The organism is Pantoea sp. JZ2 (assembly GCF_035191405.1).
Lineage (GTDB): Bacteria > Pseudomonadota > Gammaproteobacteria > Enterobacterales > Enterobacteriaceae > Pantoea > Pantoea stewartii.
Map to the genome: position 1 here is coordinate 33,535 of NZ_CP045251.1, position 24,289 is coordinate 57,823.

At 62.6% G+C, this 24,289-nt stretch carries 24 protein-coding genes; all 24 read left to right on the plus strand.

The annotated features are described in order from the left end of the window. Positions 1-43 precede the first annotated feature (43 nt). The 24 genes from GC087_RS25265 (at position 44) to GC087_RS25380 (ending at position 24,275) form a co-directional block, all read left to right on the plus strand. A complete protein-coding gene (locus GC087_RS25265) occupies positions 44-514 on the plus strand; it encodes a DotD/TraH family lipoprotein (protein WP_210454616.1) in 471 nt (156 codons plus the stop codon). Next, positions 511-1,335 carry a type IV secretory system conjugative DNA transfer family protein gene (locus GC087_RS25270; protein ID WP_324030832.1) on the plus strand — a complete coding sequence of 275 codons (825 nt, stop codon included), beginning with the start codon at positions 511-513 and terminating at the stop codon, positions 1,333-1,335. Before GC087_RS25265 ends, GC087_RS25270 begins: the two co-directional genes overlap by 4 nt. Next, positions 1,335-2,501 (plus strand): plasmid transfer ATPase TraJ, encoded by a 1,167-nt coding sequence (gene traJ, locus GC087_RS25275; RefSeq protein WP_324030885.1) that lies wholly within the window; start codon positions 1,335-1,337, stop codon positions 2,499-2,501. The genes GC087_RS25270 and traJ overlap by 1 nt, the downstream gene beginning before the upstream one ends. Continuing rightward, positions 2,498-2,788: a conjugal transfer protein gene (locus tag GC087_RS25280; RefSeq protein WP_324030833.1), complete on the plus strand. Its 291-nt coding sequence runs from the start codon at positions 2,498-2,500 to the stop codon at positions 2,786-2,788. The genes traJ and GC087_RS25280 overlap by 4 nt, the downstream gene beginning before the upstream one ends. A gap of 29 nt (positions 2,789-2,817) precedes the next feature. Then, a complete protein-coding gene (locus GC087_RS25285) occupies positions 2,818-6,603 on the plus strand; it encodes an LPD7 domain-containing protein (RefSeq protein WP_324030834.1) in 3,786 nt (1,261 codons plus the stop codon). 22 nt (positions 6,604-6,625) lie between these two features. Further along, a complete protein-coding gene (locus tag GC087_RS25290; protein ID WP_324030835.1) occupies positions 6,626-6,973 on the plus strand; it encodes a conjugal transfer protein in 348 nt (115 codons plus the stop codon). Positions 6,974-6,982: 9 nt separating this feature from the next. Continuing rightward, entirely contained in the window at positions 6,983-7,675 is a 693-nt protein-coding gene (locus GC087_RS25295) for a DotI/IcmL/TraM family protein (RefSeq protein WP_324030836.1), read from the plus strand. A gap of 9 nt (positions 7,676-7,684) precedes the next feature. Then, positions 7,685-8,671 carry a DotH/IcmK family type IV secretion protein gene (locus GC087_RS25300; protein WP_324030837.1) on the plus strand — a complete coding sequence of 329 codons (987 nt, stop codon included), beginning with the start codon at positions 7,685-7,687 and terminating at the stop codon, positions 8,669-8,671. 2 nt (positions 8,672-8,673) lie between these two features. Next, positions 8,674-9,987, plus strand: a complete 1,314-nt coding sequence (traO, locus tag GC087_RS25305) for a conjugal transfer protein TraO (protein ID WP_324030838.1) — start codon at positions 8,674-8,676, stop codon at positions 9,985-9,987. After that, positions 9,980-10,714, plus strand: coding sequence for a conjugal transfer protein TraP (traP, locus tag GC087_RS25310; RefSeq protein WP_324030839.1), 735 nt, complete (start codon positions 9,980-9,982; stop codon positions 10,712-10,714). Before traO ends, traP begins: the two co-directional genes overlap by 8 nt. A gap of 9 nt (positions 10,715-10,723) precedes the next feature. Beyond that, positions 10,724-11,263, plus strand: a complete 540-nt coding sequence (traQ, locus tag GC087_RS25315; RefSeq protein ID WP_324030840.1) for a conjugal transfer protein TraQ — start codon at positions 10,724-10,726, stop codon at positions 11,261-11,263. Between the two features lie 73 nt (positions 11,264-11,336). Then, positions 11,337-11,723 carry a DUF6750 family protein gene (locus GC087_RS25320; RefSeq protein WP_128392581.1) on the plus strand — a complete coding sequence of 129 codons (387 nt, stop codon included), beginning with the start codon at positions 11,337-11,339 and terminating at the stop codon, positions 11,721-11,723. A gap of 63 nt (positions 11,724-11,786) precedes the next feature. Further along, complete coding sequence (locus GC087_RS25325; protein WP_128392580.1) at positions 11,787-12,125, plus strand: hypothetical protein; 339 nt, start codon at positions 11,787-11,789, stop codon at positions 12,123-12,125. A 232-nt stretch (positions 12,126-12,357) separates the two neighbouring features. Then, positions 12,358-12,978 carry a conjugal transfer protein gene (locus GC087_RS25330; protein WP_324030841.1) on the plus strand — a complete coding sequence of 207 codons (621 nt, stop codon included), beginning with the start codon at positions 12,358-12,360 and terminating at the stop codon, positions 12,976-12,978. After that, on the plus strand, positions 12,950-16,000 hold the full coding sequence (locus GC087_RS25335) for a putative type IV secretion/conjugal transfer ATPase (protein WP_324030842.1): 3,051 nt from the start codon (positions 12,950-12,952) through the stop codon (positions 15,998-16,000). The genes GC087_RS25330 and GC087_RS25335 overlap by 29 nt, the downstream gene beginning before the upstream one ends. 18 nt (positions 16,001-16,018) lie before the next feature. Continuing rightward, positions 16,019-17,242, plus strand: a complete 1,224-nt coding sequence (gene traW / locus GC087_RS25340; protein WP_324030843.1) for a conjugal transfer protein TraW — start codon at positions 16,019-16,021, stop codon at positions 17,240-17,242. A 17-nt stretch (positions 17,243-17,259) separates the two neighbouring features. Continuing rightward, positions 17,260-18,021, plus strand: a complete 762-nt coding sequence (locus GC087_RS25345) for a type IV secretory system conjugative DNA transfer family protein (protein WP_324030844.1) — start codon at positions 17,260-17,262, stop codon at positions 18,019-18,021. Next, the gene (gene traX, locus GC087_RS25350; protein ID WP_324030845.1) at positions 18,018-18,590 is read left to right on the plus strand and encodes a conjugal transfer protein TraX; all 573 of its coding nucleotides are present in this window, start codon (positions 18,018-18,020) and stop codon (positions 18,588-18,590) included. The genes GC087_RS25345 and traX overlap by 4 nt, the downstream gene beginning before the upstream one ends. A gap of 372 nt (positions 18,591-18,962) precedes the next feature. Then, positions 18,963-19,352 (plus strand): hypothetical protein, encoded by a 390-nt coding sequence (locus GC087_RS25355; protein WP_324030846.1) that lies wholly within the window; start codon positions 18,963-18,965, stop codon positions 19,350-19,352. A gap of 89 nt (positions 19,353-19,441) precedes the next feature. Further along, positions 19,442-19,645: an Hha/YmoA family nucleoid-associated regulatory protein gene (locus GC087_RS25360; RefSeq protein ID WP_324030847.1), complete on the plus strand. Its 204-nt coding sequence runs from the start codon at positions 19,442-19,444 to the stop codon at positions 19,643-19,645. 68 nt (positions 19,646-19,713) lie between these two features. Beyond that, positions 19,714-19,950: a hypothetical protein gene (locus GC087_RS25365; protein WP_324030848.1), complete on the plus strand. Its 237-nt coding sequence runs from the start codon at positions 19,714-19,716 to the stop codon at positions 19,948-19,950. A 129-nt stretch (positions 19,951-20,079) separates the two neighbouring features. After that, positions 20,080-22,218 carry a DotA/TraY family protein gene (locus GC087_RS25370; protein WP_324030849.1) on the plus strand — a complete coding sequence of 713 codons (2,139 nt, stop codon included), beginning with the start codon at positions 20,080-20,082 and terminating at the stop codon, positions 22,216-22,218. Between the two features lie 66 nt (positions 22,219-22,284). Then, a complete protein-coding gene (gene excA / locus GC087_RS25375) occupies positions 22,285-22,950 on the plus strand; it encodes a plasmid IncI1-type surface exclusion protein ExcA (protein ID WP_324030850.1) in 666 nt (221 codons plus the stop codon). Between the two features lie 110 nt (positions 22,951-23,060). After that, positions 23,061-24,275, plus strand: coding sequence for a secretion/conjugation apparatus DotM-related subunit (locus tag GC087_RS25380; protein ID WP_324030851.1), 1,215 nt, complete (start codon positions 23,061-23,063; stop codon positions 24,273-24,275). Positions 24,276-24,289 lie beyond the last annotated feature (14 nt).

Genomic DNA, 24,289 nt, shown 5'->3' on the forward strand with positions numbered 1-24,289 from the left:
CAATAGCTATCCCATCGATTTCCTGCGATTTACCGGAGAAACCATGAAAATTTTCCTGCCGGCTGTCTGCATGACAGCCGTGATGCTGTCCGGCTGTCAGTCGGTCATGAATACCAGAACCGAAACCCAGACAGCAAACACAGCGTCTTCTCTGTCAGCCTCGCGCGTGGCAATGCAGCGGCAGCAGTTGTGGATGGAGGGGACCATGGACACCGGCGCCCCCGTACCTGTTGCAGAAATACGGTCGGACAGCGATCGCTTAACTCTACGCTGGGACGGGGATGCGATTGAACTGCTTCGTGCGCTGGCATGGGCCCGTGGCGATGAATTCAGTTACGTCGGTGTTCGTCTTCCACTGCCGGTCAATATAGATGTTCAGTACGTCACCTACGCTAACCTCCTGCGCATCATCGAAATGCAGACAGCATGGCGCGCCACGTTGCGCCGCTATCCCGGGCAGATGGTTATGGAATTCATGAGCTCCATCCCTGAGCATCGCGGAGGCAGACGATGAAAGCCCGACTCTGTGTCCTGCTGCTGCCCGTGCTGCTGGCGGGCTGTGCGGGATTACACTTTACCAAAGCGGCCGCGACGCCCGGCCCTGACGGGGCACCGCCTCCGGGGCCGGAAGCCTACCTCTCTCCGCAAAAGCGCGACACGTCTGACGTGTCTGACAACCGCCGTCAGATGCTGACCGAAGGCGGGCGCACCACTGGTTTCCGTGGTGGCAAGGCGCAGCGCGCGTGGGAGCTGCGCCGTGACCTGGAGGCGCGTGCGAAGCAGCTGGATATCACCTATGACTTCCGCCCACTTATCAGCGCCCGCGGCTGGCTGCCACCGGTCATCACCGAGGCGGTGGACGTGGCGCACGTCACGACCGATCAGATCCGCACGGCGAGCCACGTTTACGAAATCATCCAGCCAGAGCGCTTCGTCAGCAACCCGCCGACGTGGCGCAGCTGGCTGATGGCCGGGCTCAGCACCGTGCCGCCGGACGAACCGGCGGGCGGACTTGTTCCGGAAAATGGTGTGCAGCGCGACATCTGGCAGGCGGCGGTAAATGAAGGATGGGCAGAGGGACGCCAGAGTGCCGATGAGACGCTGGAGGCCAACGTCAACCGCCTGACGCGCGATTACAACGGCATGCTCCAGTACGTGCTGCTGCGCCGCCAGAACCTTATCACTGCACCGGTCGTGACCGAACGTCAGCAGACGGTCACCGGCGATGGCAACAAACTCACTACAGGTGACCGCGAACGTCGTCTGGAATCCCGCGCCGGGTTCGTCACCGATAAGGCGAAGTGGAAGCCGGTCATCAATACGGAGAAACGATGATGTCGGCCCCAGACCTGGAACCTTATGACTTTAGCAGGGGACTTCATGCCGACACGCTGCGCGGCTTTATGGTGTGGTGCGCGCGTAACAACGTGAGCGACATTCATCTGCAGGGCGACAACCACTTCGTGGTGGGACGATACGGCCGCCTGCTCAGGGCAAGCCCGTTTGCGGTGGCGGATGACAGCCTGTCCAGACTCATGGATGAGGTGTTCAGCCCGGAGCTCCGCCCGCAGGTGCGCGGTGGTGTTTCAGTTGACCGCGCGATGCAGCTCGACGGAGACATGTCCGGTCGATGGGGGCTTAACCGCGGCGAGCGCATCCGCTTTCGCGTGAACCTGCTGCAGGGTACCGCGGGGCGTCAGGACAGCACCATCGCCTGGACGATGCGTGTAATACCGTCCGACATCCCGCCGCTGGAAGGAATGGGGCTTGCGCCGGAGCTGATGGCCAACATTCTGCCGGCCAGGGGCATGGGGCTGTGGGGAGGCATTACCGGCTCGGGCAAAAGCACGGCGCTGGCCTCCACCTATCGCTTCTGTCTGGATAAATACCCTGACCGTAAGGTCACCACCAAAGAGGACCCGATAGAGTTCATCCTCGGGCGCCAGGGCGACGTGCTGCCGCCACTGCAGTCGCAGGTGGGCAAAGACATTCCCGATTTTGCCACTGGCATCCGCGCCGATTTACGCCGTGCACCGTCGGTGATGGGCGTGGGTGAGATGCGCGACCTCGAGACCATCAGTGCGGGTATCCTTGCCGGCCAGCTCGGCCATCTGCTGCTTACTACCACGCACATCAACTCGCCGGGCGAAGTGTTCCCCCGACTCATTAACGAGTTTCCCTACGAAAGCCGCGAAGCCATGGCGTGGTCACTGCTGGGCGTGCTGCAGTACGTGGTGGTGCAGACGCTGCTGCGCACCACCGACGGGAAGCGTGTGGCGGTGCGCGAGTACATCATAATCGATCACGACCTGCGCGAGAAGCTGGGCGGCATGCCGTGGTCGCAGTGGGGCGCGCACATTAACAACATTATCCGTCTGGGTAAGCGCCGCATCGTCGACCAGGCCTGGCAACTGTACCGGGAGCGTCGTATCGCGGAGTCCGAGCTGGCAGTGGTGATGTCTCCGCGCCAGCGCCGTGAATTTGAGGAGGGTGTCGCGTGAGTGAATTAAAAAAAGAGGATTATCCGCCGGGCTTCTGGCGGCGAGCCGGCAGCGCACTGGATTTCGTGGGCATCCCCACGTGGCTGTTTCTGCTCTATCTCTTCTGGTTCCGTTTCCCCTCGATGAACACCATCTATGTTGTCAGCGGCATCATCGCGGCATTTCGCGTGCTAAAGATGTTTGGCTGGGATTTGACTGCACTGCTGACGCGTCTTGCTCGTCTTGCACGCGGCAAAAGCCTGAGCGGCCGCCCGTGGTGGTATCGACGGTTTACTGACGGTGAATAACAGACACTAAACATACTGACGGAGGCATCATGAGTGATGCGGTTCCAGAAAAACGTATCTGGCTTGCAATCCCGCATGACAGGCGGGAAGAAGCAAAAGAGCAGGGCGGTAAGTTAGACGACGGACGTAACGCCATTCAATGGAGTAAAGAGGACGAGCTCTGGTATGCCCGGCCAGGCACGGATGTAAAACGTATTAAAGACTGGCTCCCCGATCCGACGATACGCAGCAGCGGGGGCGATCCCCATGAGGAATTTCTGGATGCGCTCACCAACGCAGGCCTGATGATTGAAGGTTTGCCGGTTATGGACGGTGAAATTCATCGCGTATCGGTTACTGACGGTCCCGCAGGCAACGGTGACGGTGTTTACCGGGGTTTTCTCAACGGCAGAAAACCCGGAGGGTGGTTTATCAATTACTGGACCGCTCCCACTCATAAGGACATTACAAAGTGGAAAGCGAGCGGAAACGATGGGGAGGCAGACCCTGTTGCACGCCTGCACATGAAGGCACTGGCAAGGCAATCAAAAGATGATTCAGCAAGGAAACTGGCCGAAACACATGCCCGGCAGACGGCCAAAGCAAAATGGCTATACAGCAAACTGCCAGCAGCCGATCCAAATCATCCCTATTTGGTCCGCAAGGGTGTCGCCGCCGAGCCTGATTTCAGGCAGACCAATAATGGTGCTCTGGTTATTCCTTTATACGACGTAAACGGTAATTTTCGCACGTTGCAGTACATCCCTCCGGATGGCGAAAAAACGCTTTATGAGAAAGCACCCAAGGTAGGCAATTTCTTCGTGGTGGGAGGGCGTCTCACAGACGGTGAACCGGTGCTCTACGCCGAAGGGTACGCGACGGCAAAGAGCCTAAACATGTTAACCGGTCATCCAGTGGTCATGACTATCGATGCCGGAAACATGCTCAATGTTGCAAGAGTGCTGAGTGAACGGTATCCCGCAAGCCCACATATTTTCATGGCGGATAATGACCACGCTAAACCGGTTAACACCGGATTAGTTATGGCCAGACAGTCGGCCATCAATACTGGCGGGGAGTTCATACTTCCCGACCTCACCGGTGCAGAACGCAGGGCCGGATATACAGACTTCAACGACATACACCTTTCACGTGGTATGGAAAGTCTGCGCGCCACGCTAATGCCCCAGATTTCACAGGCCCTTGAGCGGCTAAGTCTACCGGAGAAAAACATGAGTACATCTGACGACGCTAAACCTGCGCCGGAGAATTCACCTGCTCCAGAAAAAGTGGCCACACCCGCTGCGGCGGTTGAGCCAGTTTTAAATCCTGCCAGTGGGCCAGCATCGGCTCTCGCTCCAGTGGACGATAAGCCCCTTCAGGAGGCGGAGCCTGTAAGTCCGAAAACTGCCGGACGTCCGGGCTCTGCAAAAGAGCAGGCCGGTGAGATTCTTAAAGCACGCGAAGCTGGTCTTAAGCCTGCGGAGATTGCGGAGAAATTCAATGTTTCGCAGACCAGCGTATACCGCATCCTGAAGGCGCAACAGCCTGAAGCGGCTGACAAGACAGGCTCAGAATCATTAGTGGCCAGGCAAGACAACGCTGATCAAAGTTCAGGGACAACAGCACCAGTCATCACCAGCGATGAGCTACCGGCTGCGGTTATTAGTGAGTCTGGCTTTGACGACGCTGAGCCTGAACTCTCAGCGGCAGCAACTACAGGACCGGCAATAAAGGCGCCCGGCGCGACCCTGAATCCGGAAGATATTGCTCGTGCAATGGCCTTCTCCGGACAGGGGCTGAGTCTGGCCAGAGTGGCCGCTGAGATGAATCTGGGCATGACTGAAACGCTCAGCCTTATTCAGGCCGGCAAGGAGCAGGAAACGGCACGTCTTTCTGACGCCGCCACTCTGGGCGCTTTCACGGCTGGCAGCATGGCTCAGGCCGCAGATGATTTCAGCGCCGACTTCGCTGACATCAATCAGCGCCTGCGTGCGCTGAAGGACGAAGCGGCCAGTCTCGATACAAACGCACTGGCCATGCGGATTGGAGCGCTCATCAATGAGCGGATCGGGCTGACGGAGATGTGGGCGATGGGCAATGACACCGAAAATGCGCGCTGGCCGTCGGATGATAGCGAGGTGCTGGAAGCCGAGCTCAAGGCGTTGCTGGAGCAGCGTCCTGCCTGGTCCTCTTCACCGCTGGCGGCGTACGGAGAGGAAAACGCCATTCTGGTCGGTGCGCCTCGGGTGGTGGCGCAGGACGAAGATGCCCCGGTCTCTTCCGGAGCAACCGCGTCCCGCATCGATGCCGATAAGCTGCTGAGCCGTATTACGCATGAAAAGCAGCCGAACGATAAAAGCGTGCTGTACAGGCTGGATGGTGAACCCGCCTTTATTGACCGGGGGACCCGCCTGGTCATGGCTGATGGTGCCAGCAACCATGAAGAGAAGGTGCTCGCGGCGCTGCTGACTGCCGCCAATCACTATCATGGCCGCATCGAGCTCACCGGCAGTGACGCGTTTAAAGCTTTTGCAATCGGCGTCATCGTGTCGAATAAGCTGAACGTGAGCATGAAGGACGCTATGCAGCAGGCAGACCTGGATTCTGCACGGCGAGAAGCCGGCCAGCCGATGACGCCGGTCGCGCCAGCAGATGCCGTGCGCGGCGACCCGCAGGCACCGCGCGCGACGGAGACGCCGCCCGTCACGCCGTCAGCGCCGATGGCACCGGCAACGCAGCCAGTGCAAAACACACAGCCCGTGACAGCGTCACAACCACTACAACAACCACAGAAATCTGTACCGGCACAGGAGTCCGCTGCGCCGAAGATTTCTGCTGCGGTCCATACGCCGGCTGAAAAAGCCCGGGAGCCGGTCACCGGCAAGGTCACCGCCTGCGGCCAGGCGCCGTTCCGGTTTGAAACCGGCCAGAGCGACAGCACGTTCATCACCCTGCATACCAGAGAGGGATCGCAGACATTCTGGGGTAAGGAACTCGCGGGCCTGCTGCGTGAGACGAACCTGCAGCCCGGCCGCATGGTGACGCTGCAGTGGCTGGGTGAGCAGCCGGTGACCGTTAAGGTACCAAAGAAAAATGATGAGGGTGTGGTCACACACTATGAGCAGGTTCAGACCCACCGTAACCAGTGGTCGCTGTCTCCCGTCCGCGGGACCCGCGTGCAGACGGGGGACTCCGACATGGTGCCGCTTGCGGCCGTGGACGTGAACCGCTACATCCAGATCCAGCACGCGCTGGTGAGCCGTCTGGGGCTCGATATTGACCCGCCCCCCAGACCCGCCGACGGGCTCTACTGGGTGAAGCCGGACGGGCAGGGAAGCGTTCAACCTGGCGACCCGCTTTCGGCACCGCGTCCGGCTCACAACGAACGCGCTGGCACGCCGGTAATGTCAGAGTGGGGTAAAGACGGCAGACCGGACCTGCTGCTGGTGCAGGGCGACGGTGACTATCTTCAGGGTGTAGTGCGCCAGAATGGGGTTTATCAGCATGTGCTGGTCAGCCTGCCGGGGAATTCGGAAGCGCCGCCGATGGTGGTGAACCTGCTGACTCCTGAGGGTGCACAGCCCATCGGCAGCGGCAACGGCATAAACCGCCCTGGCGGCCAGCCGGTTCCGCGTGAGCACGTGGTGGTGCGACTCACCGGCGATACGCAACAGCGTGTTGCTAAGCTCGACGCGCCTGCAGACGTACCCGCGGCGCTGCACGCCCGCCTCGGCTTTGACGAGCGCTATAAAGCAGAATCCGGCTGGGTAAAGGAACAGCCGGCAGCAGCACCACAGGCAGCACCGGTCACGCCGCCGCGGCCGGCGCAGTAATCGAACCCTCCGGAGACATCACATGAAAAAGCATACAGCGACCGCCCTTGTGGCGGTCTTTTTGTGCACCGCGTTTACGGCCAGTGCGGCCACCTGCCGGGCCGGCAGCGCGGCACAGACCGGCAGCGAAGCGGGCTACAACGCGGCTAAAAAAGCGAACGATGCATGGGCTGCCCGCGAAAGCCAGACCTCAGATCAGCTGCAGAGCTGTCTGTCCGGCATCCGTAACATATCCATCAGCCTGCCGAACCTGCCGAGCCTGCAGGACATCATGAACAAGGCGTCAGAGAAGGTCTGCGGTGCGCTGAGCGACAAAATTAACAGCAACCTGCCGACCAGCATTGACCCGTGGCAGTCCTGGGGAATGTAAGGAGAACCCATGCAAAACCCTGAAACGGCCGTACCGGTGACGCCCACGGCCGCCGTCATCTCCGACCCGGAAGCCTTTGAACACGCCGTGCAGGCCCAGCACGCGCGCTCGCTGGGCGCAGAGTTTGCGCGCAGTTGCCTGAAGAAGCTGGGCTGGAGCCTCATCCTGAACGTCATACAGGCCGTCACCATCGGCGTGCTGCTTTTCCTGCTGATGCACGTACCCCGGGAATACCTGGCCACCGAGGGAGGACGCATCACGCCGTTTTACCCTACGGACAAGCCGGTCTGGAGCGAAAGCGATGTGCGGCAGTTCGGCGCGGACACCATCAGCCGGGCCTTCACGCTCGATTTTGTGCACTACCGCGACCAGATCACCGCAGTGTCGACAGACTTTTCTGAGGAAGGCTTTGCCGGCTACAACAGGGCGCTGGTCACCGGCTCCAACATTCTGTCGAGCATCCGGGACAAGCGCATGAACCTGACCAACACCGTGGAGCCGGGCGTCATCACCCGCCGGGGCGTTATCGACGGCCACTACACGTGGGAGTTCCAGTACCCCGTGACGATACGCCTGCAGGGCCAGAACAGCAGTACCCCGCCGCTGCGCTACGTTTTCACGCTGCGCATCCAGCAGGCGGACACGCGGCTCAAGCCGCGCGGCCTCGAGGTCACGCAGACCATCACCAACAACGCAGGATAAGGAGTGGCTATGAGCAACTTTCGCACGCTGGCCCTGTGGCTGGCGCTGTGCGGCAGCGCGGGGGCCGCCACCTCCGCTGGGACCGCCCCGGCGTCCGGCAACAACGGCAGCTGGCGCACCACCGAAGCGACCGGCGGCACGACGCCTGCCGGCCAGACCGCCTCCGGTCAGATGGCGGGGCCACAGCCCGGACAGTCCCTCCCGCCGCCTGTGTCGGTCTCGTACGATCAGGCGGAGGCGACCATCGCCCCGCTGACGCCGGATGAAATCCGGCGGTTGCGGGCGCAGCAGACCGAGCAGAACCGGGCGCTGGCCACGCCGGGCATCACGGCAGTGCCGCGCATCAGCGCGCAGACCGTGAGCCTGCAGCCGGGCGCGAGCCTGCCGCTGGTGCGCACTGCGGTGAACTGGCCCGCCACGGTGAGCTTTATCGACAGCACCGGCGCGCCCTGGAAAATTCTCGGCGATCCGGTGCCGGGTTCGCCTGACATCGACGTGAAGTGGATCCCGGGCATGTCCTTTATGGTCATTACCGCAAAGCGTGACTTCGTGAACACGCTGGTGACCGTGGGGCTCGAGGGCCTGCCGGTACCGCTGCAGATAAGCGTGATGAGCGGCGAGGCCGACACCGCGAAAAAGACCTGGACGGTGGACGCGCGGCTTGACCTGCGTATTCCCCGGCGCGGGCCGGGCGCGGCGCCGGATGCGCCGGGTCCCTCGCGCATCGGGCTGCACGACGACGTGCTGCAGGCGTTCCTTGACGGCGTGCCGCCGTCGGGGGCAAAGCGCCTGAAGACCACCGGCAGCGTGCCGGACACGGCGGTGTGGCAGCAGGGCGATGACCTTTATATCCGCTCGCGCGCGGAAATCCGCGATGAATTCGACACCACGCTCTCGTCGGCCGACGGTACGCACCTGTGGAAGCTGCCGCTGACGCCTCGCGTGGCCTTCTCTGTCGACGGGCGTACCGAAGCCCTCAGCATTGCCCTGGAGTAATCATGAGCGATCAACAGAATACCGGCGGCAGCAATGTCCGCCTGATGATGAGCCTGATAGCGGGCGGCATCATCATCCTCGCAGGTGGCGGCTACTGGCTGTGGAGCTTTTACGCTGCACCGCCGCCCGAGGTTTCCAGCATCAACCTGAACCGGGTGAGCGCCACCACGCCGGTCAGCGCGCCGGAGCAGCCCGACTACCGCGAAAGGCTGCGCGAGAGCAACGCGCTCGGCGCGCAGGCCGCCAGCGCCCGGAATACAAGCTTTATTGCCAGCATTCCGCTGCAGCAGGATGTGATTACGCCTGCAGTGAGGCCGGTGGCTGTGCCGGCAGCGACCTCTGCTCCGCCGTCGCGACCCCAGAGCGGCGGGCGCACGCAGGAACAGGAGAAGGCGCTGGCTGAGGCGCGAACAAAGTCGCTGACTGCGCTGCTCGCGAAGATGCAGGCAGAGCCGAAAACAGACGACCTGCCCACGGCGCAGCTGCTGGGCGGCAAGGAAACCGGCTGGGCAGGCTGGCGTGATTCACTGCCGGGCAGCGCCGTGCAGCAGGCCACAGTGCGCAGCCGTCAGGACGCCGCGAACACACCACCGGCGACCATGGTGGTGGCACCGTACTGGCGCGGTCCGGGGAAAATCTGTACCGGTGTCGACTCAGACAACGGCACCACGCCGGTTCTGGGATGCATTGAGACGGGCCAGTATGCGGGCGCGAGACTCAAGGCCCCTGAAGGGGCGAAGCTCTCCGGCGACGGCGTCATCATTCACTTCACCACCATGACGCTGAACGGGCAGTCCTACAAAGTGGATGCCTACGCGCTGGATGACAAAACCCTCGTGGCCAACATCGCCAGCGACGTTGACCATCACTACTTTCGCCGCATCGTGCTGCCTTCCATCTTCGGCGGAGCCGGGGAGGCGGGACAGCTTTATGCGCAGTCCAACACGCAGTTGCTGAGCAACGGTTTTAACACCGTCACGGCCCGTCCCGGACTCCCTGACCCCACGGTTGTCGCGGGGGTTATTGCCGGGGGCATGGCCCAGCGCGCGGGACAGGTGCTGACGAACGATGCCGCCCGGCTGCCGGACCGGACCGTCTATGTTCACAATGGCGATGTGGTGGCCATTCAGTTCATGAGTCCGGTGTACAGCACGGATGCACTCCCGCCGGAGGGGGCAGTCCAGTCAGCGGTCAGCCCGTACACGGCAGCGCCCGCGGCCCTGAGCAGTAATCCGACCCCGACCGCCGCGGACCTGCGTGCGGAAACGCAGGCGCGCATCCGCGCCGCTCAACAGAGAGGTACTTCCCGTGACTGAATTCGATCCGCAGCCAGAGATAACTGCACCGGCGTCACCGGCAGCCCCCCCGCCCGCGCCGCAACAGCAGAGCTTTCTGACGCGCCCGGTATTGCTTGGCTATTCCCTGCCCTGGCTTCTGGCCATTCTGGTGGGGATGAGCGTCGTCGCCTGGTACCTTTTCTGGCCGTCGTCCTCATCGCAGGACGCCAGCCAGCGGGCCTTCGGGCAGGATGCCGGCCTCGTGGCCGTTCAGCGACCTGCGGCGACTATACCGTTGCAGACCGGCGGGCTCAGTGTTCCCGTTACGGCGGGTGCCGGCGGAACGGGCGGCAGCGCGCCGGAGGACCTGGCCTCGCTCATTCACGAGAGCCGGGAGTTTGAGGCGGCCAACCGGGAAGCCATCAGTCGCCTGTCGGACACGGTGCGCGCGCAGACGAAGGCGCTCACCGCGCTGCAGCAGCAGCTTGACGGAGTGGCACAGGAGAACGCGCGTCTGGGCAATCTGGTCACCGTGCTGGCCGTTCGCCCCGCGCCGGACGCGCCGGGGCACGCGACCGGGCGCAAAAGCACGCGCTCTGCGCTTGCCGGCATGCGGCTTGAAAGCCTGCAGGACGGCATGGCGTGGATCAGCTGGCAGGGCCGGACGTGGGCGGTACAGTCCGGCGACAGCCTCGGCGGCGTGACGGTGCGCGATATCAACGCGGCGGAGCGCAGCGTCACGACCAGCGCCGGCGTGCTGCGCTAGGGAGGCGTCATGAACGGTTCTATCGACGGCATTCAGATGCTGGCTAACCTGGCCGCCGGGCTCCAGAGCTCTTTTATTAACCTTGCCCTGACGCTGGGGTCACTGTTCGGGGTGCTCGGCGCCGGCGGCTTCCTCATCCGGCAGTCATGGCTTGCCCGCAGGGCGCCCGGGCAGACGGTCAGCGGCGGTGGCGTGGTTGCCTGGATACTGCTGTGCGGCTGCCTGGTGGGGCTGGACCAGCTCATCGGCGCCGGTGCGCGTCAGGTGGGCTGGCAGGTCTCGTTTGACGCCATCAGCTACGTTGACCAGGGCACCTTCGGACAGGGGGCGGTGGCGGCCAACGCCCTGCTGAGCCTGCTGCGCATGATCGGCGTGTGGTTCGCGCTCTCCGGCGTGCTGCTGTGGCGCCGCTCGCGCAAGGACGGGCACTCCGGCCTGACGGCGGGCAACGACGTCAGCCAGGGCTCCGTGAAATTTATTATCGGCGTGATGTTTGTGTGTAGCCCCTACCTGCTTGACGCCCTGCAGAAAACCCTCGGCCTGCACTGATGCGGCCGTTCAGCCTTACGTCCATGCGGACGGACTCAACCGGCCATCCGGCCATTTTCTAAAGGAAAATACCATGCTTACTCGCCTTTACCGCGCGGCCTTTGTCCGCGCGCTCATGCTGTCTGAAACCCTGCGCAGGCTGACCCTGCGCGGCGTGTGCGCCTGGATGGCGCTAATCTCACCGGTTGCCCTGGCTGACGGGGACCTGGCGGATATGGCTAAGGCCGGGGCCGAAGGTGCCAAGTCTGTCCAGAGCAGCGGAGTCACCATTATTCAGGTTGCCGGCTTCTTTGCCGTGGCGGGCGGCATTCTGTCCATCAAGGCCATGAAGAACAACCCGCAGATCAGGCCCTGGATGATTGCGTTGGCCATCATCGGCGGCCTGCTGGCTATCGGGATAACGGAAATCATCAAGCGCGGCATGACCCAGATTAACCTGGCACCCGTCACCGTCAGTTAATGCCCTGAGCCGTCCTCCGGGGCGGCACTGACCCCTTTATCTTCTTCGTCCATCCGGAGCTCCATGATGAAAACCTTATTCCGCACGGCAACGGCCGTCACCTTACTGGCCGGCCTCAGTGCCGGTGCGTTTGCCGGCCAGCCGCAGGGCGACGCGGACATCAGTCAGAAACTTGACCAGCTCAATGCCACCGCGCAGGTTATCGACACCCGCCTGCAGCAGATCCTCGTGCAGCTGAACCAGAGCGCGCAGACCGGCGTCTGCTGGCTGGGCGGTAAATCGTTCAGCCAGGGGGCAAAAATCGTAACGGAGATGGCCGGTACCACTGCCACCGCGACCTGCAGCGTTCAGGAGAAAACAGGCTGGCCTGCATGGAAAAAAGACGATGTCAGTGTGAAATAAACAGGCAGATTCCGGGAGGGCGCAGAATGCTGCGCCTGTCCGTCCGGTTAACGCCTGGGTACTGACTGTCCCCCCGAACCTGGAAGAGAAAAACAGTGTCGGCAGGCGCATAAGGCTGTCGTTACTTTCCGGGCGCTCATAACGCCGTCCAGCGCATCATTTCCTGCTCCCTGAACCTCAACGCTTATCCGTCTGACTTTACCCCATCAGGCCCGGCCTGTAAGGACTCCTTATGTCTTTAAATCACCCCCCCGTATCAGCAGAGGGGCTACAGCCGCTCATCCCGGACGTCAGCGGCGAAGACGTGCCCCCCAGACCCGTCTCTGCTGAACCCGGTCCGCCCTGTCGGTGCTGCGGGACACGTGCGCAGCGCATGTGGCAGGGGCCGGACGCACAGCCGCTCTGCACGCTGTGCTGGCTGACCCTGAACCTGGACAGCCCGACGGCCGCCCACGGGCACCTGGCCTGGCTGCCGGATGCGCCAGCGGCCGACCTCATTAACCTGCAGCGCCGCGCGCTTATCGGGCAGCACAGCGACAGCAGAGACGTGCGTAAGGCGTCACGGAAGGTCTGGAACTGGCTTGCCCGCCACGCGCGCGAGGTGGAAGGGCAGTGGGGTACCTCCCGGGCGCCGGAGTTCGCGGCGGCCTTCGGGCGACTGCCGCCCCTGAAGCGACAGGCGCTGCAGCAGCGCCTGGAGGGCTGCGTGCTCATCCTGCCCTCTGACGCATTCACAGACCTGACCCTGCTGCTGCCGCTGGGGCGCACGGCTGAAAGCGCCGTGCACACCCCGTCCTGGAATACCTATACCCGGAGCAACCTGTATGCCAAACCGCCTCATCCGCTGGGCTGAAGATATTATTACCGCAGTGACGCGCTTTGCCGTGTCGCGCGACCTGCCCGATTACGGCGACCTGGAAACCGTGGTGCGCCTGACGAAGGATGACCGCATCCGCCATCCCGACCTGACCGCCCCGTACATCATGGTCACGCACAGCGGCGACTACCTGTCGGTGTATGAGATTGCCGGCAGCTACCGCGAGTCGGACGAAACGCTGCCGGCCGCGGAGAACGACGCGTGGCAGGGGCGCCTGCAGCGCATGACCGAAACGCTGACTGCGCACTATCGCTACGCGGGGCACCGCATCAGCATCGTGCACGAGTGCTCACCAGAGGGCGGAAAGGACGACATCCGGCAGCTGCTGGCACCGCAGTATCAGTCGCTGAAGCGCACCGGGCTGAAGCTGCAGTACCTGCTGGACGAGCAGGTAGAGAAGCTCTCTCCCTGGGTGAACCGCGAGCGTACCTGGCTTGTGTGCTACACCGGCCGGGGCGTGCTGGCCGGGCACGAGTTGCGCGACGAAAACGCGCGCCTGAGTGACCTGATAAAGGCCAGCCCCGCCGCCGCATTCGGGCAGAATCCGCTGCTCACCGAACTGGCAGGGCTTAAAATCCGCCATGACGCCTTCCTCTCGCAGGTGGAGCGGGCGCTCGGCGACAGTGGCAAAGGGGTGCTGATGCGTCGCATTGATGCCCACGAAGCGGGCCGGGTCCTGCGCGCGCAGATAGACCCCGGTACGGGAACGGTCTGGCAGCCGTTGCTGCCGGATGACCATATTATTCCTCGCGGGGTACGTCAGGGTGCGGATGCCACCGCGCTGCTGGCACCCTGGCTGAACTTTCAGGTGATGGGCGCGCACGTCGACGAGATACGCAACAACCTGCTGAAAATTAACGGGGTATGGCACGGCACGGTGGCCGTGAACCTCGGGCCGCAGAATCCGCAGAGCTTTGCGAGGCTGCGCGAACTTATCCCGCGCAGCGTGCCGTTCCGCATCCGTCAGGACCTGATGCCGGGCGGCATGCGCCGGCTGGGGATTAAGCAGGGGGTGCTGAGCTTTACCGAATGGGTGCCCGGCCTGAAGCCGGTTTTCCGGTCAGTTTCACTGCTGGCAGAGCGCGAAATGCACGAGCCGGTGTGCGTGATGACCATTACCGCCGCCACCTGGGGAGATTCACCGGAGACGGTGACCCGTAACCTCACGCTGCTGCAGCAGGCGCTGGGCTCGTGGGGCATATGCGGCGTGACCCAGACCTTCGGGGACCCGGTAAGGGCCTGGGTCGCCACGCTCACCGCATCCTCGGCGGCCAGCGGGCCGTGCCTGATGTACCCGCCACTGTCCCAGGCGCTGAACCTGATGCCGCTCACCCGCCCGACGACGGCGTGGAGTGAAGAGGGGAACGCGGCGTTTACCTCGCCTGACGGTAAACTGATGCCGGTGGCGCTTTCGGCGTCTAACCAGACCAAGAAAACCACCATCGTGGCGGGCGAGTCCGGGGGCGGTAAATCAGTGCTGATAAACCGGCAGCCGATAGCGCTGGCGATGTCCGCGCAGAAGCAGCTGCCGTTTTTCGCGGGAATTGACAAGGGATTCAGCTCGGTGGGCATGGTGTCGATACTGCGCGCGGCGCTGCCGCCGGAGCGGCAGGACGAGGTGCTGAGCGTTATCCTGCGCAACGATGCTGAACACTGCCGTAACCTGTTCGATATCCAGCTGGGCCTGACCGCGCCGCTCAGCTACGAGTCAGAGTTTATGGAGAACGCGCTCACCGCGCTGTGCATTGACCCGGGCACGGGTGAGCCGCCGAACGGGCGCGACACGCCGGCTATCCTGCGCCGGCTGGTGAGCGATTCGTTCAAAGCCTGTCGCGAGGAGCCGCGACGCTACGGCCCGGGTCTCGTGCCTGAGGTCGACGCGGCGATCGAGGCTGCCGCCATCTGGGACGCGCACCCGGAATACCGGGACAACGCCACCTGGTACGAGGTGCGGGACCTGCTTCAGGACGCCGGCCACACGGAGGCGGCGCAGCGGGCGCAGTTCCAGGCGGTGCCTGAGCTTGCCGACATGGCGCCACGCCTGTCGTCGGCCGATTATCAGGACATGTACGGCAGCATCCAGCGCGACGGCAGCCGTGAACCCTTAACTGAATACATTGCCCGCTGCCTGCGCGACGCCTGCGGGCAGTACCGCATGTTTGCCGGGCGCACGCGCTTCATGATAAGCCCGAAGGCGCGCGTCATCACGGTTGATATTCAGTACGTTGCCGGCAACAAGTCGAAGGCGGGCTACCTGCAGACCGGCATGATGTATCTGTTCGCCGGGCACATCGCAGGCGGCGACTTCGTGTTGCCGCAGTATCAGGACGAGCTCTTTCCCGCGCTGCACACGCGCTGGCATGCTATACACCGCACGCGCGTGCAGCAGCTGGACGAGGAGGTCAAAACAAAACAGTACGACGAGCTGCACAACGCGAAAGGCGTGCCCTTTATCTTCCCGATGCTCGAGACCGACAACCGCGAGGAACGCAAGTTTGGCGTGCGTACCGTGCTGTCCTCGCAGTACTTCCGCGACATGCCCGAGGCGCTGCGCCAGTCCGCGAACAACGTCTACATGGTGGGCGTCGACCCGGAGGACCGCCGTCTTCTCCAGGAGCGCTTTAATGTGCCGGACGTGACGCTGGACCGCTTTGATCGCATGGGCAGCGGACCGTCGGCCGACGGCAGCGGCGTGCCGTTCCTCGGCATCTTTCGCATCAAAGGGGGCAGCACCATCGCCCACATCATGAAAAACACGGTGGGTCCGGAGGAGCTGTGGGGGCACAGCACCACGCCGGTGGACATGTCGCTGCGCCGGACGATTGAAAGCGACGTCGGGGCCGACACGGCCCGCCGCATTCTCGGACGCTTCTTCCCCAACGGCAGCGCCGAAAAAGTCATCGAGCACCGTCGCCGCACCGCCGGCGAAAAGGGCGGGGAGAGCTTCATCCGGGCGCTTGCCACCGAGCTTATTGATAAACAGGGCTACGACCTCTGACCCTTCAGGAGTACTGATATGCAGTCAACCCCATACCGGCGCCCCGCGGGCCGCCGGTGGCTTGCCGCCTGCGTGCTGGCGGCGCTTTCCCCCGGAGCCCTGGCCTATCCCGTTGAGGTGATGACCAGTATCCCGGTACAGACGGTCATCCAGCCTGCGCTCGGCACCATGCAGACCACGCTGGCCGAAATCCTCTCAGCCGAAACCGAAACCGGTACGGCCGTGGTGCAGAGTGCCGACAAAGTCACCACGGCCGTCACGGAGGCGGCCCGCACCCAGCGCGAAGCCGAGAACTTTAACCGGCAGGCGGACCGGCTGGAAAAGGCCCGCGCGGCCTATACGGTGCCGGACAGCATCTGCAGCGAGTCGGCCTCCGGCACGGCCGCGCAGGTGAGCCAGGCAACGCGGGCGGCGGCGTCCAGGCTTGCCGGCGGCAGCGGCGTGTCGAGTGCGGCCGTGCGCGAAACGCTGGCTAGCCTCCCGACGTCGCCCCGTCAGGGGGGCTACCGCAGCGCACTCATTCACGCCGCCTACTGCACGGCGGAGGAGGCAAACCGCTACGGGGGGACCGGGCTGTGTCCGTCCGTCTCCGCGCTTCCCGGCGGCGACACCGAGGCCCGGTCGCTTTACGACGGCGCGGGGCCGGCGGGCAAAGACCCGGAGCTGACCTTTACCCAGGCGCAGACGGACGCGGCCATGGCTTACGTGAACAACTCTGCAAAGCTTGATGCCGGACGCACGCCGGGCAAGGGCGAAATTCAGACCGCGACCGGGCAGGAGTATCAGGGCCTGCTCACGCAGTACAAGGCCATGCAGAGCGCGGCCATGCAGCCGCAGCTGGACATGGTGGCGGCGAGCCAGCCGCAGGACGCCACGCAGGCGGCACTGACCGAGGCGCGGCAGGCGCCGTCGGCGGAAAGTTACTTCCAGCAGACCGCATCCGCGCAGGCAAAGCAGACCGGCACCATGAGCGAGCGCGAATTTGAGGCGTTCGAAGTCGGTCGCCGCTACGCCAACACCGCGTGGGTCACCGACCTGCAGGCCATGGACGGCGACAACCTGGCGCGTGAAATGGCGCGTCAGCAGAGTCTGGCCAACTGGCTGGCGCTGGGCATTAAAAATGAGCTGCGTCAGGCCAACATCATCAGCGGCCAGCTTCTGGCGCTGGCGGCAAAAAATGAATACGCCCCGCAGCTGCAGGCGCTGTCCCCGCAGATGAGCGCCGGCGTGAGCGCACAGTAACCTTTCCGGAGTATCACATGACGACAAGCGGTTCCTTCGCGCCGGACACCGGCGCGCTTTCATCCCTGCTGGACGCGGGCAGCGGCCCGGTGCTGGTGCTGGACCCCTGCGGTGAACTGTGGGAGGCGTTCTGGCAGGCGCCTGTCTGGAAAAAACTCTGGCAGGCCTGGCGCCTGGCGCCCGGGCAGACGCAGGAGGGCGACGTCTGGGACGTGCTGGCCGCGATGGGCAGCGTCAACGCAGCGGACGGCAGTCAGTGCCTGGCCGCCGAACTTTTTCCCGCGGACAGTCACAGCGACCTGACGCGCCGCCTCATGACCTGCATCCTGGCGTTCGCGGACGACACGGGGCATTTCAGCGGATCCCCGGCCGGGCTCGGTGCGCTGGCCGGTCAGCTCTGGGCCGGCGACCTCTGGAGCACCCTTGCCCGCTGGAGCCGCCAGTATCCGTACCATCCCTCGCTGCAGGCAGCCCGGGCGCTGCTCACGCTTGAGGGCGCCAGCGAATCGGAAGCCGCCATCCGCAGGCGCATGGAAATCTTTCACCATCCGCACGTGGCGGAGACCTTCACGGGCGCACCGGGGCTCAGCCTCAGCACGCTCAGGCTGCGGCCGGGACAGGTCATCTTCCTGACGCCCGACATCCGCTGCATGGAAAGTGAAGACCTGACGTCCGTGTACGGCTTCCTCGCGGGCGGCCTGCAGGCGATGGCGTCGCTTCATCACGTGACGTTCTCGCGCGTTGAGCCGGTCCTGACCCCGGAAGGAGGCACCCTGTGAAAGATAACGACACCGCCGCCCGGCAGGACGGCGCGAAACCCGCCCGCATCACCGCGAAGCGTGCGGGCTGGGTAGCCCTGAATATCGTGCTGCCGGCGTGGGAGGTCTCCAGCGTGGCCCGCCACGCCGGGCGCAACGTCACTCGCCTGTGGCAGCGGCTGCGCGACGTCACGGCCGGACGCGGGGCCGGCGACTACCGCCCTGCGGACTGGGCGCAGGCGGTGACAGACACCGGTCTGACGCCAGAGCGCCTGGCGCGCAACCTGCGTATCAGCCGCTGGATATGGTGGGGGCTGATGTGGCTCACCGGCCTGCCGGTGACGGGCTTTCTGTTTGCGCTGACTGCTGCAGGCAGCAGCATCAGCGGAACCGGCTGGCTGCGCGTGGGCTGCGTCATGCTCGTACTGATAATGCTGTCAGCGACCGGCTTCGTTCAGGCTCTTGCCATGAGCTTCCGCCTGTGGCAGCTGACGGAAAAGCGGGTGTCGGCGTCAGAGAACGGCAGTTTTCAGGCTTACCTGCAGGAAACGCGCTGGTGCCGGCAGGTGCTGAGCGGCGGGCTGCTGTGAGTGGACAGGCGATGACCACTGCAAAATTTTGAAATCCTTCATCCCTCTTACCGGAGTCATCATCATGAAAAAAGGGTTAATCATTGTGTGTGCGGTTTTGTTTCTGGCTGGTATTGCTTTATATGGTCACTATGAAACTGAACGACTCATGAACGGATCACACAGAGGACAGCTGGGGAGCCGGAACGGATAACCCTGATGACGTCCGCTGCGTTCACGTGCCGGTCTGGCTGTTTCTTCTGTAGCATCTATACTTTCCCGCCCAGGATTAATCTCAGTCACCGTGGCGGATATGCCCGGGACCCGCGACGGACTGCCTTACACACCAGAAAGAGGTAAGACATGTATATCCGACTGGATCTCTTTGCCGACATGCTCCGCATCCGGCCGGGCGACCTGCTGCAGGCGGTGCGCACGGACGGGATGCTGGACGGTCTTCCCCTTCCACACAGTCGTCAGGTACGCGGTGCCGCCGTGATGTTCCTGCAGGAGGAGGCCATCGCCTTCGCAGAGCAGTGGCAGACGCGTTCATCTGTTCCTTCTGCTCCGGAGGCCGGTGAGGCACTGGTCTCGCTGGACGCGTTCGCCCGCCAGGCCGGCATCGCGCCGCTGGCGCTCTGGCAGGCCGTCGGCGGCGGTAAACCGCTCAGGGGGCTGATTCTGCCGGTGGCGGTGAAAGCCCAGGGCGGCCAGCTGATGTTTTCCGCGAGGGAGGCCGGGCGGTTTGCCGAAGCGTACAAACAGCGTCTGACAAAAAAGTAATCTGAATCAGCGTATTGCCCGTATTTCTTCCGGACTGACACATACTGTCCGGCGCATTCGCTGATGCGTAATCAACAAAAGGAGCAGGGATGACCCGCACCGAATGGCTTATGAAGTTCCGGCGCTGCCGGAACATCGAGACGCTGGAAAAAGTGTATGAACACCTGAGCTATACCGGAGACCCCGGAGAAGAATTTGCCATGACGCAGGCTTATGACCACCGTAAGGCAGAATTCGCCGCCGGTAAGCTGTTTGACCGCGTCCCCGCGCACGTCTGGCAGTACGTGAAGTAATCTTCTGACGCCGTCCTGCCCGGGCGGCCAATCCTTCGCCGGCTCCCGGCGCATTCAGGAACCCTGACATGTTGAAAACAACGCTGAGTTTTACCGCCCGGGTGGGCGGACTGGTGCTTCTTATGTGCCTGTGCAGGTCACAGGCGCAACCCCTGACGGAAGCTGTCCACACAGGAAACTTACCGGTCATGGGATGGACAGTGCTTTCCGGACTGGCATTAACGAACGCCGCCTGCATGCTGTCGCTGATGCAACGTATGGCTGCTTTTATCCTCAGCCTGATTTACCCGAGGGCTGATGTATAAAAGATTTTTCAGGCCTCATCATCTCTGCGAGACACAGCCCTCTGCTGTGCCGCTGACACACACCTGACACGGCCGCACAGCGGCGCCCACTCTTTCCTATCCGGTCAGCTCCTGACCCGCAGGTAAACCATGAAGCTACTGACAAAAATTCAGGCGGCGGCTCTGCTGTGCGCCGCGTCCTGCCCGGCGCTTGCCGACGGCGTGGACTACCAGACCATCAGCGACGCCGCCAGCAAGACCGGTGACCTTTCCCGTCAGGCGCTGGTGATGATATTCGGCGACGTGGTGCTCACGCCTTTTCAGCCGGGGCAGGTCACGCTCATCGGCTCGCTGTTTGCGCTGCTGAACGGCGTCCTGTGTGCCGTGGCGCTCTTTTATTTTCTTGTCGTTACGCTGAAAACACTGTTCAAAGGCGGCCAGGACGGCAGGGTGTTCAGCACCGGGCGCACCTGGCTTCACCCCGTGATGAGCTTTGCCGGCTTTATCACGCTCATCCCCACCGCGTCAGGCTGGTCGCTGTCGCAGCTGATGATGCTGTGGGCGGCGTCCACCATGGGCATCGGCAGCGCGAACCTGTTTACGGACAAGGCGGCCGACATGATAAGCAGCGGCATGTCGCTGGTCGTGCAGCCCACGGCACCCTCCACGCGGTCGGCGGCGCGCGCGGTATTCGAGATGAACCTGTGTAAATACGCCACCAACAGCGAGCTGACCACGCTCTATCAGGACGGTCAGGCCCGCACGGCGCTGATGCAGACGAAGGGGGGAAACGGCGACTACACCACCGGCAACGGCAGCGCGATTTGCGGCAGCGCCCGCATTCCGGAGCCGTCGGCCGGCGTGCTGGACAGCCTGTTCGGCTCGGCGGTCAACACATCCAGCGTTACCACGGCATCGCGTGGGGCTCTGGACACCATGCAGTCCACGCTTGACGCCGCCGCGCAGGCTTACGTCGATGCCTACCTGAACCGGCGTGATAAAGACACCGGTCAGCTTGTCGATCCTGAAACGAGCATTCAGAACGCGGCCGCTGCCTATGAAACCACCGTCAACAACGCGCTGAACCAGCTGAACTACAGGGATTCGCTGCAGAGTCAGCTGACAACGCAGCTCAAGACCTACGGGTGGATTTCGCTGGGTGCCTGGTACAACACCTTTGCGACGGCCAACAGCAAAACGAACGAGGTGGCCAATGCGTCACCGGTGACGTCAGGGGCGAGCCTGCACGGCGAAACCGGCACCGGTGACCTGTACCATCAGGTGTTTACGGCCTACCGTTCGCAGGTGCAGAACAGCACCTATACGGCCCCGCTGGGCACGCAGACGGCTAAGGATGATGGGGCCGCGGTAAATGCAGCAGATCCGGATGCCATATTTGTTGGCATCTTCAAAAGCCCAATGCAAAAGCTTACGACTACCCTAGCTACTTGGAAGATCGGTAATGAAGCTGATTTTTCTAATCAGGTAAATCCATTAATAAAAATGCAAACGGTCGGCGACTACACACTTTTCGCGTCTGAAAGTGCGCTTACTACCTACACGCTCGTTTACGCAGCAGCTTCTGCTGCAGACAATTCGTTGCTTGGAACCGTTGGAAGAATACTCCCATTCAACGTAACTGCTGCCGCTAAGGATGTTCTGACAGAGCTTTCGCCGCCCTTTTATTTTCTGTTGTTACTGCTGTTTGCCGTCGGGTTTTCACTGGCGGTGTTTTTACCTGCCGTACCGTTTCTTTACTGGATGGTGGGGGTGTTTAACTGGCTGGTCAGCGTCATGGTCGGCTGTGCTGCCGGACCGATGTGGTCTGCAACGCACCTGGGGGCTGAAGAAGATAAGGGCAGCCGCAGCGCCTACGGCTATATCTTTCTGATTGATATGATGCTGCGCCCCTCGCTGATGGTGCTGGGGTTCTTCTTTGCCTCTGTGGCGGTAATGGCAGGCGGAACATTACTGAACCTGCTGTTCGGGACCGCACTGGCCAACGCTAACGCTGATTCGATCATTGGCGTATTTAAAATGGTGGGGTGGCTGCTGATTTACGCCCGAATCGCGACTTTCGGGGTCACGCGGGTATTCGGCCTGCAGGCCACGCTGGCTGACTATGTCATTACGTTCCTGGGCGGTGCAGGTATGGCGGGCATCATGGGCGGGCTGGTTGATGACGTCAAAGGGATGTTCGGTGCGTTTGGCGGCGGCACACGAAGAACCCCGGGCCTTCAGACAGTCACTAACCCTGAGGGGCCAAATAATAAAGACGGGGTGAAGTAATTATACCTGGCTTTATTTACAGTTCTGCGTATAATTTAATCAGAGAGACTGCGGCAGGAGGATGCCATGAAAACAGTACAACGCCATGATAACTGGTTTGATTTTATCTGGGCTTTAACTCGAGTTCTATATTATTTCTTGGCCCTGCCATGCTTGGTCATTCTGGCACTTGCTACGCTAGTGGGTATTTTTGGTAACACCATGGTGCGTGCTGACGGAGGATATTATTTCTTCTCGTTACTAATATGGACAGCTATTCTGATACCTCTTGGATTTCGCCGTTTCAAAATCATTAGTCGTCGTCACCAGCTCAAAAAGATGGTCGCGCTTCTCACCAGTGATGAGCGTTTCAGCCCGCTGAAGCAGCATCAGGTGATGGATGCGGGGCAGGGTAAATATCTGGGTATCGATACCCGGTCCGGCAATATTCTGTACGTTCACATGGTGAAGAAGGGCATCGTTGACGTTATCGGTCTGACCATGCGCGACTGGACGGAACGCGAGCTGGAAGGCAGCACGCTGCGGATTAACACGAAAATGCCTGAAGTGCCGGTGCTGAGCATTAATGCCCATCCGACGGTGTCTAAAGAGCTGTTTAACACGCTCGGCGCGATGAGCCACAACAGCTACGCGGAATCCTTCCCCCAGGAGCCGTGGCCACTGCACGTGAGTCTTCAGAGCCGCTTTGTTGAGTTTGAACACGACGTGGTGGTGCCTCAGGCCGGCAACTGATTTCCCCTGACATCCTGACGCATTTCTCCTGACACCGGCCCCGCGCCGGTGTTTTCTTATCTGCAGTCCGGCGGGCCGCTGCGCCCGTCTCCGCTTCCGGAAACGCTCACATGAATACCTATCACCCGAACGCCGCCGGCAGTAACGAGCCGGCCATGGTGCTGATGACCTTTTGCCTGGGACTCCTGCTCTGCTGGCTCTTTTTTTCGGACTTCGTGCGCTGGAGCTGCTGGTTTATTTACTGGCTGTGGCGCCTTGCCGACTTCCCTCATATACACCGCTACGCCGCTGAACGTATCAACCTGCTGGCCACGACCGGCAACGGGGCGGAGTCTGTCGGGCTCAGCGAATGGCGCGATGTCATGAATCACACGGCCGGCATCCTGTTTGTGCCCATGGTACCGCTGGTTGCCGTGACCGGCTGGGCGCTGGCGCGTCATCCTGCGCTGGGCTTCCGGAGCCGTCGGGCGATCGACATTCACTCGCTGCCCCGGGTGATGGTCACCTTCGCGCCCTCGGTTATCCCGGTGCTCTCCGGGCACCTCAGTGACGGCCTGATGAACGACACCACGCCGGAAAACGCCTGGGCGCAGAAGCCTGAGGAGTTTGCGGAGCAGCACGGCCTGGTTAAACGGCGGGTGCTCGACCGCGAGGCGGCGACGGCCTTATTTGACGCGCAGGCCGGTCGCGTGATGACGCCACCGGCGCAGTGGCAGCCATTTGAGCGCGCGCTGCTGGCCGTGTTCGGCCTGCAGGTGTTCAGCGATGACCGTAAGGCGGCCACCCGGCTGCTGGACGACCTGAACCGTTCGTGCCTGATTCGCCGGCCGTTCCGCGCGCCCGAATTTCGCAGCGTACCCGACTGGCAGGTTTCTGAAAAGCACGTGGCGCGCGTACTGGCCAGTCCGGGGGTGAGCGAATGGCTGAAAACGCACCGGACGGTACGTTCCGCCCTGGCCGGACTCTACGGCCGCGACCTGCGTCTGCCGCCAGCCCGGTTCCGCTGGCTGAAGGGCTGCGACCGCACGCTGTGGTACGGGCTGCACACCGCCGACACCGCCAAGGTGTTCGTTGAGGGGGCGGGCATCGTCGCGCAGGCCCGGGCAGAGCAGCTGGCCGCCCGGCTCGGTCTGCCGTGCCCGCCGCTGATGACCGGTGAGGCTGTCGACGGGCTGCAACTGGAACTCGAGTCGCTCGGGCTCGTATATGCACGCGACCCGCGGCCCGAGCGGGCGAAAAAGCCGCGCGACATGCCGTTCCCTGACGCACTTTATCTGCCCGGTGAGGGCGAAGACGAATTTTCTGACGGCGCCGGCGTGCGCTGAAACAAGGATATGAC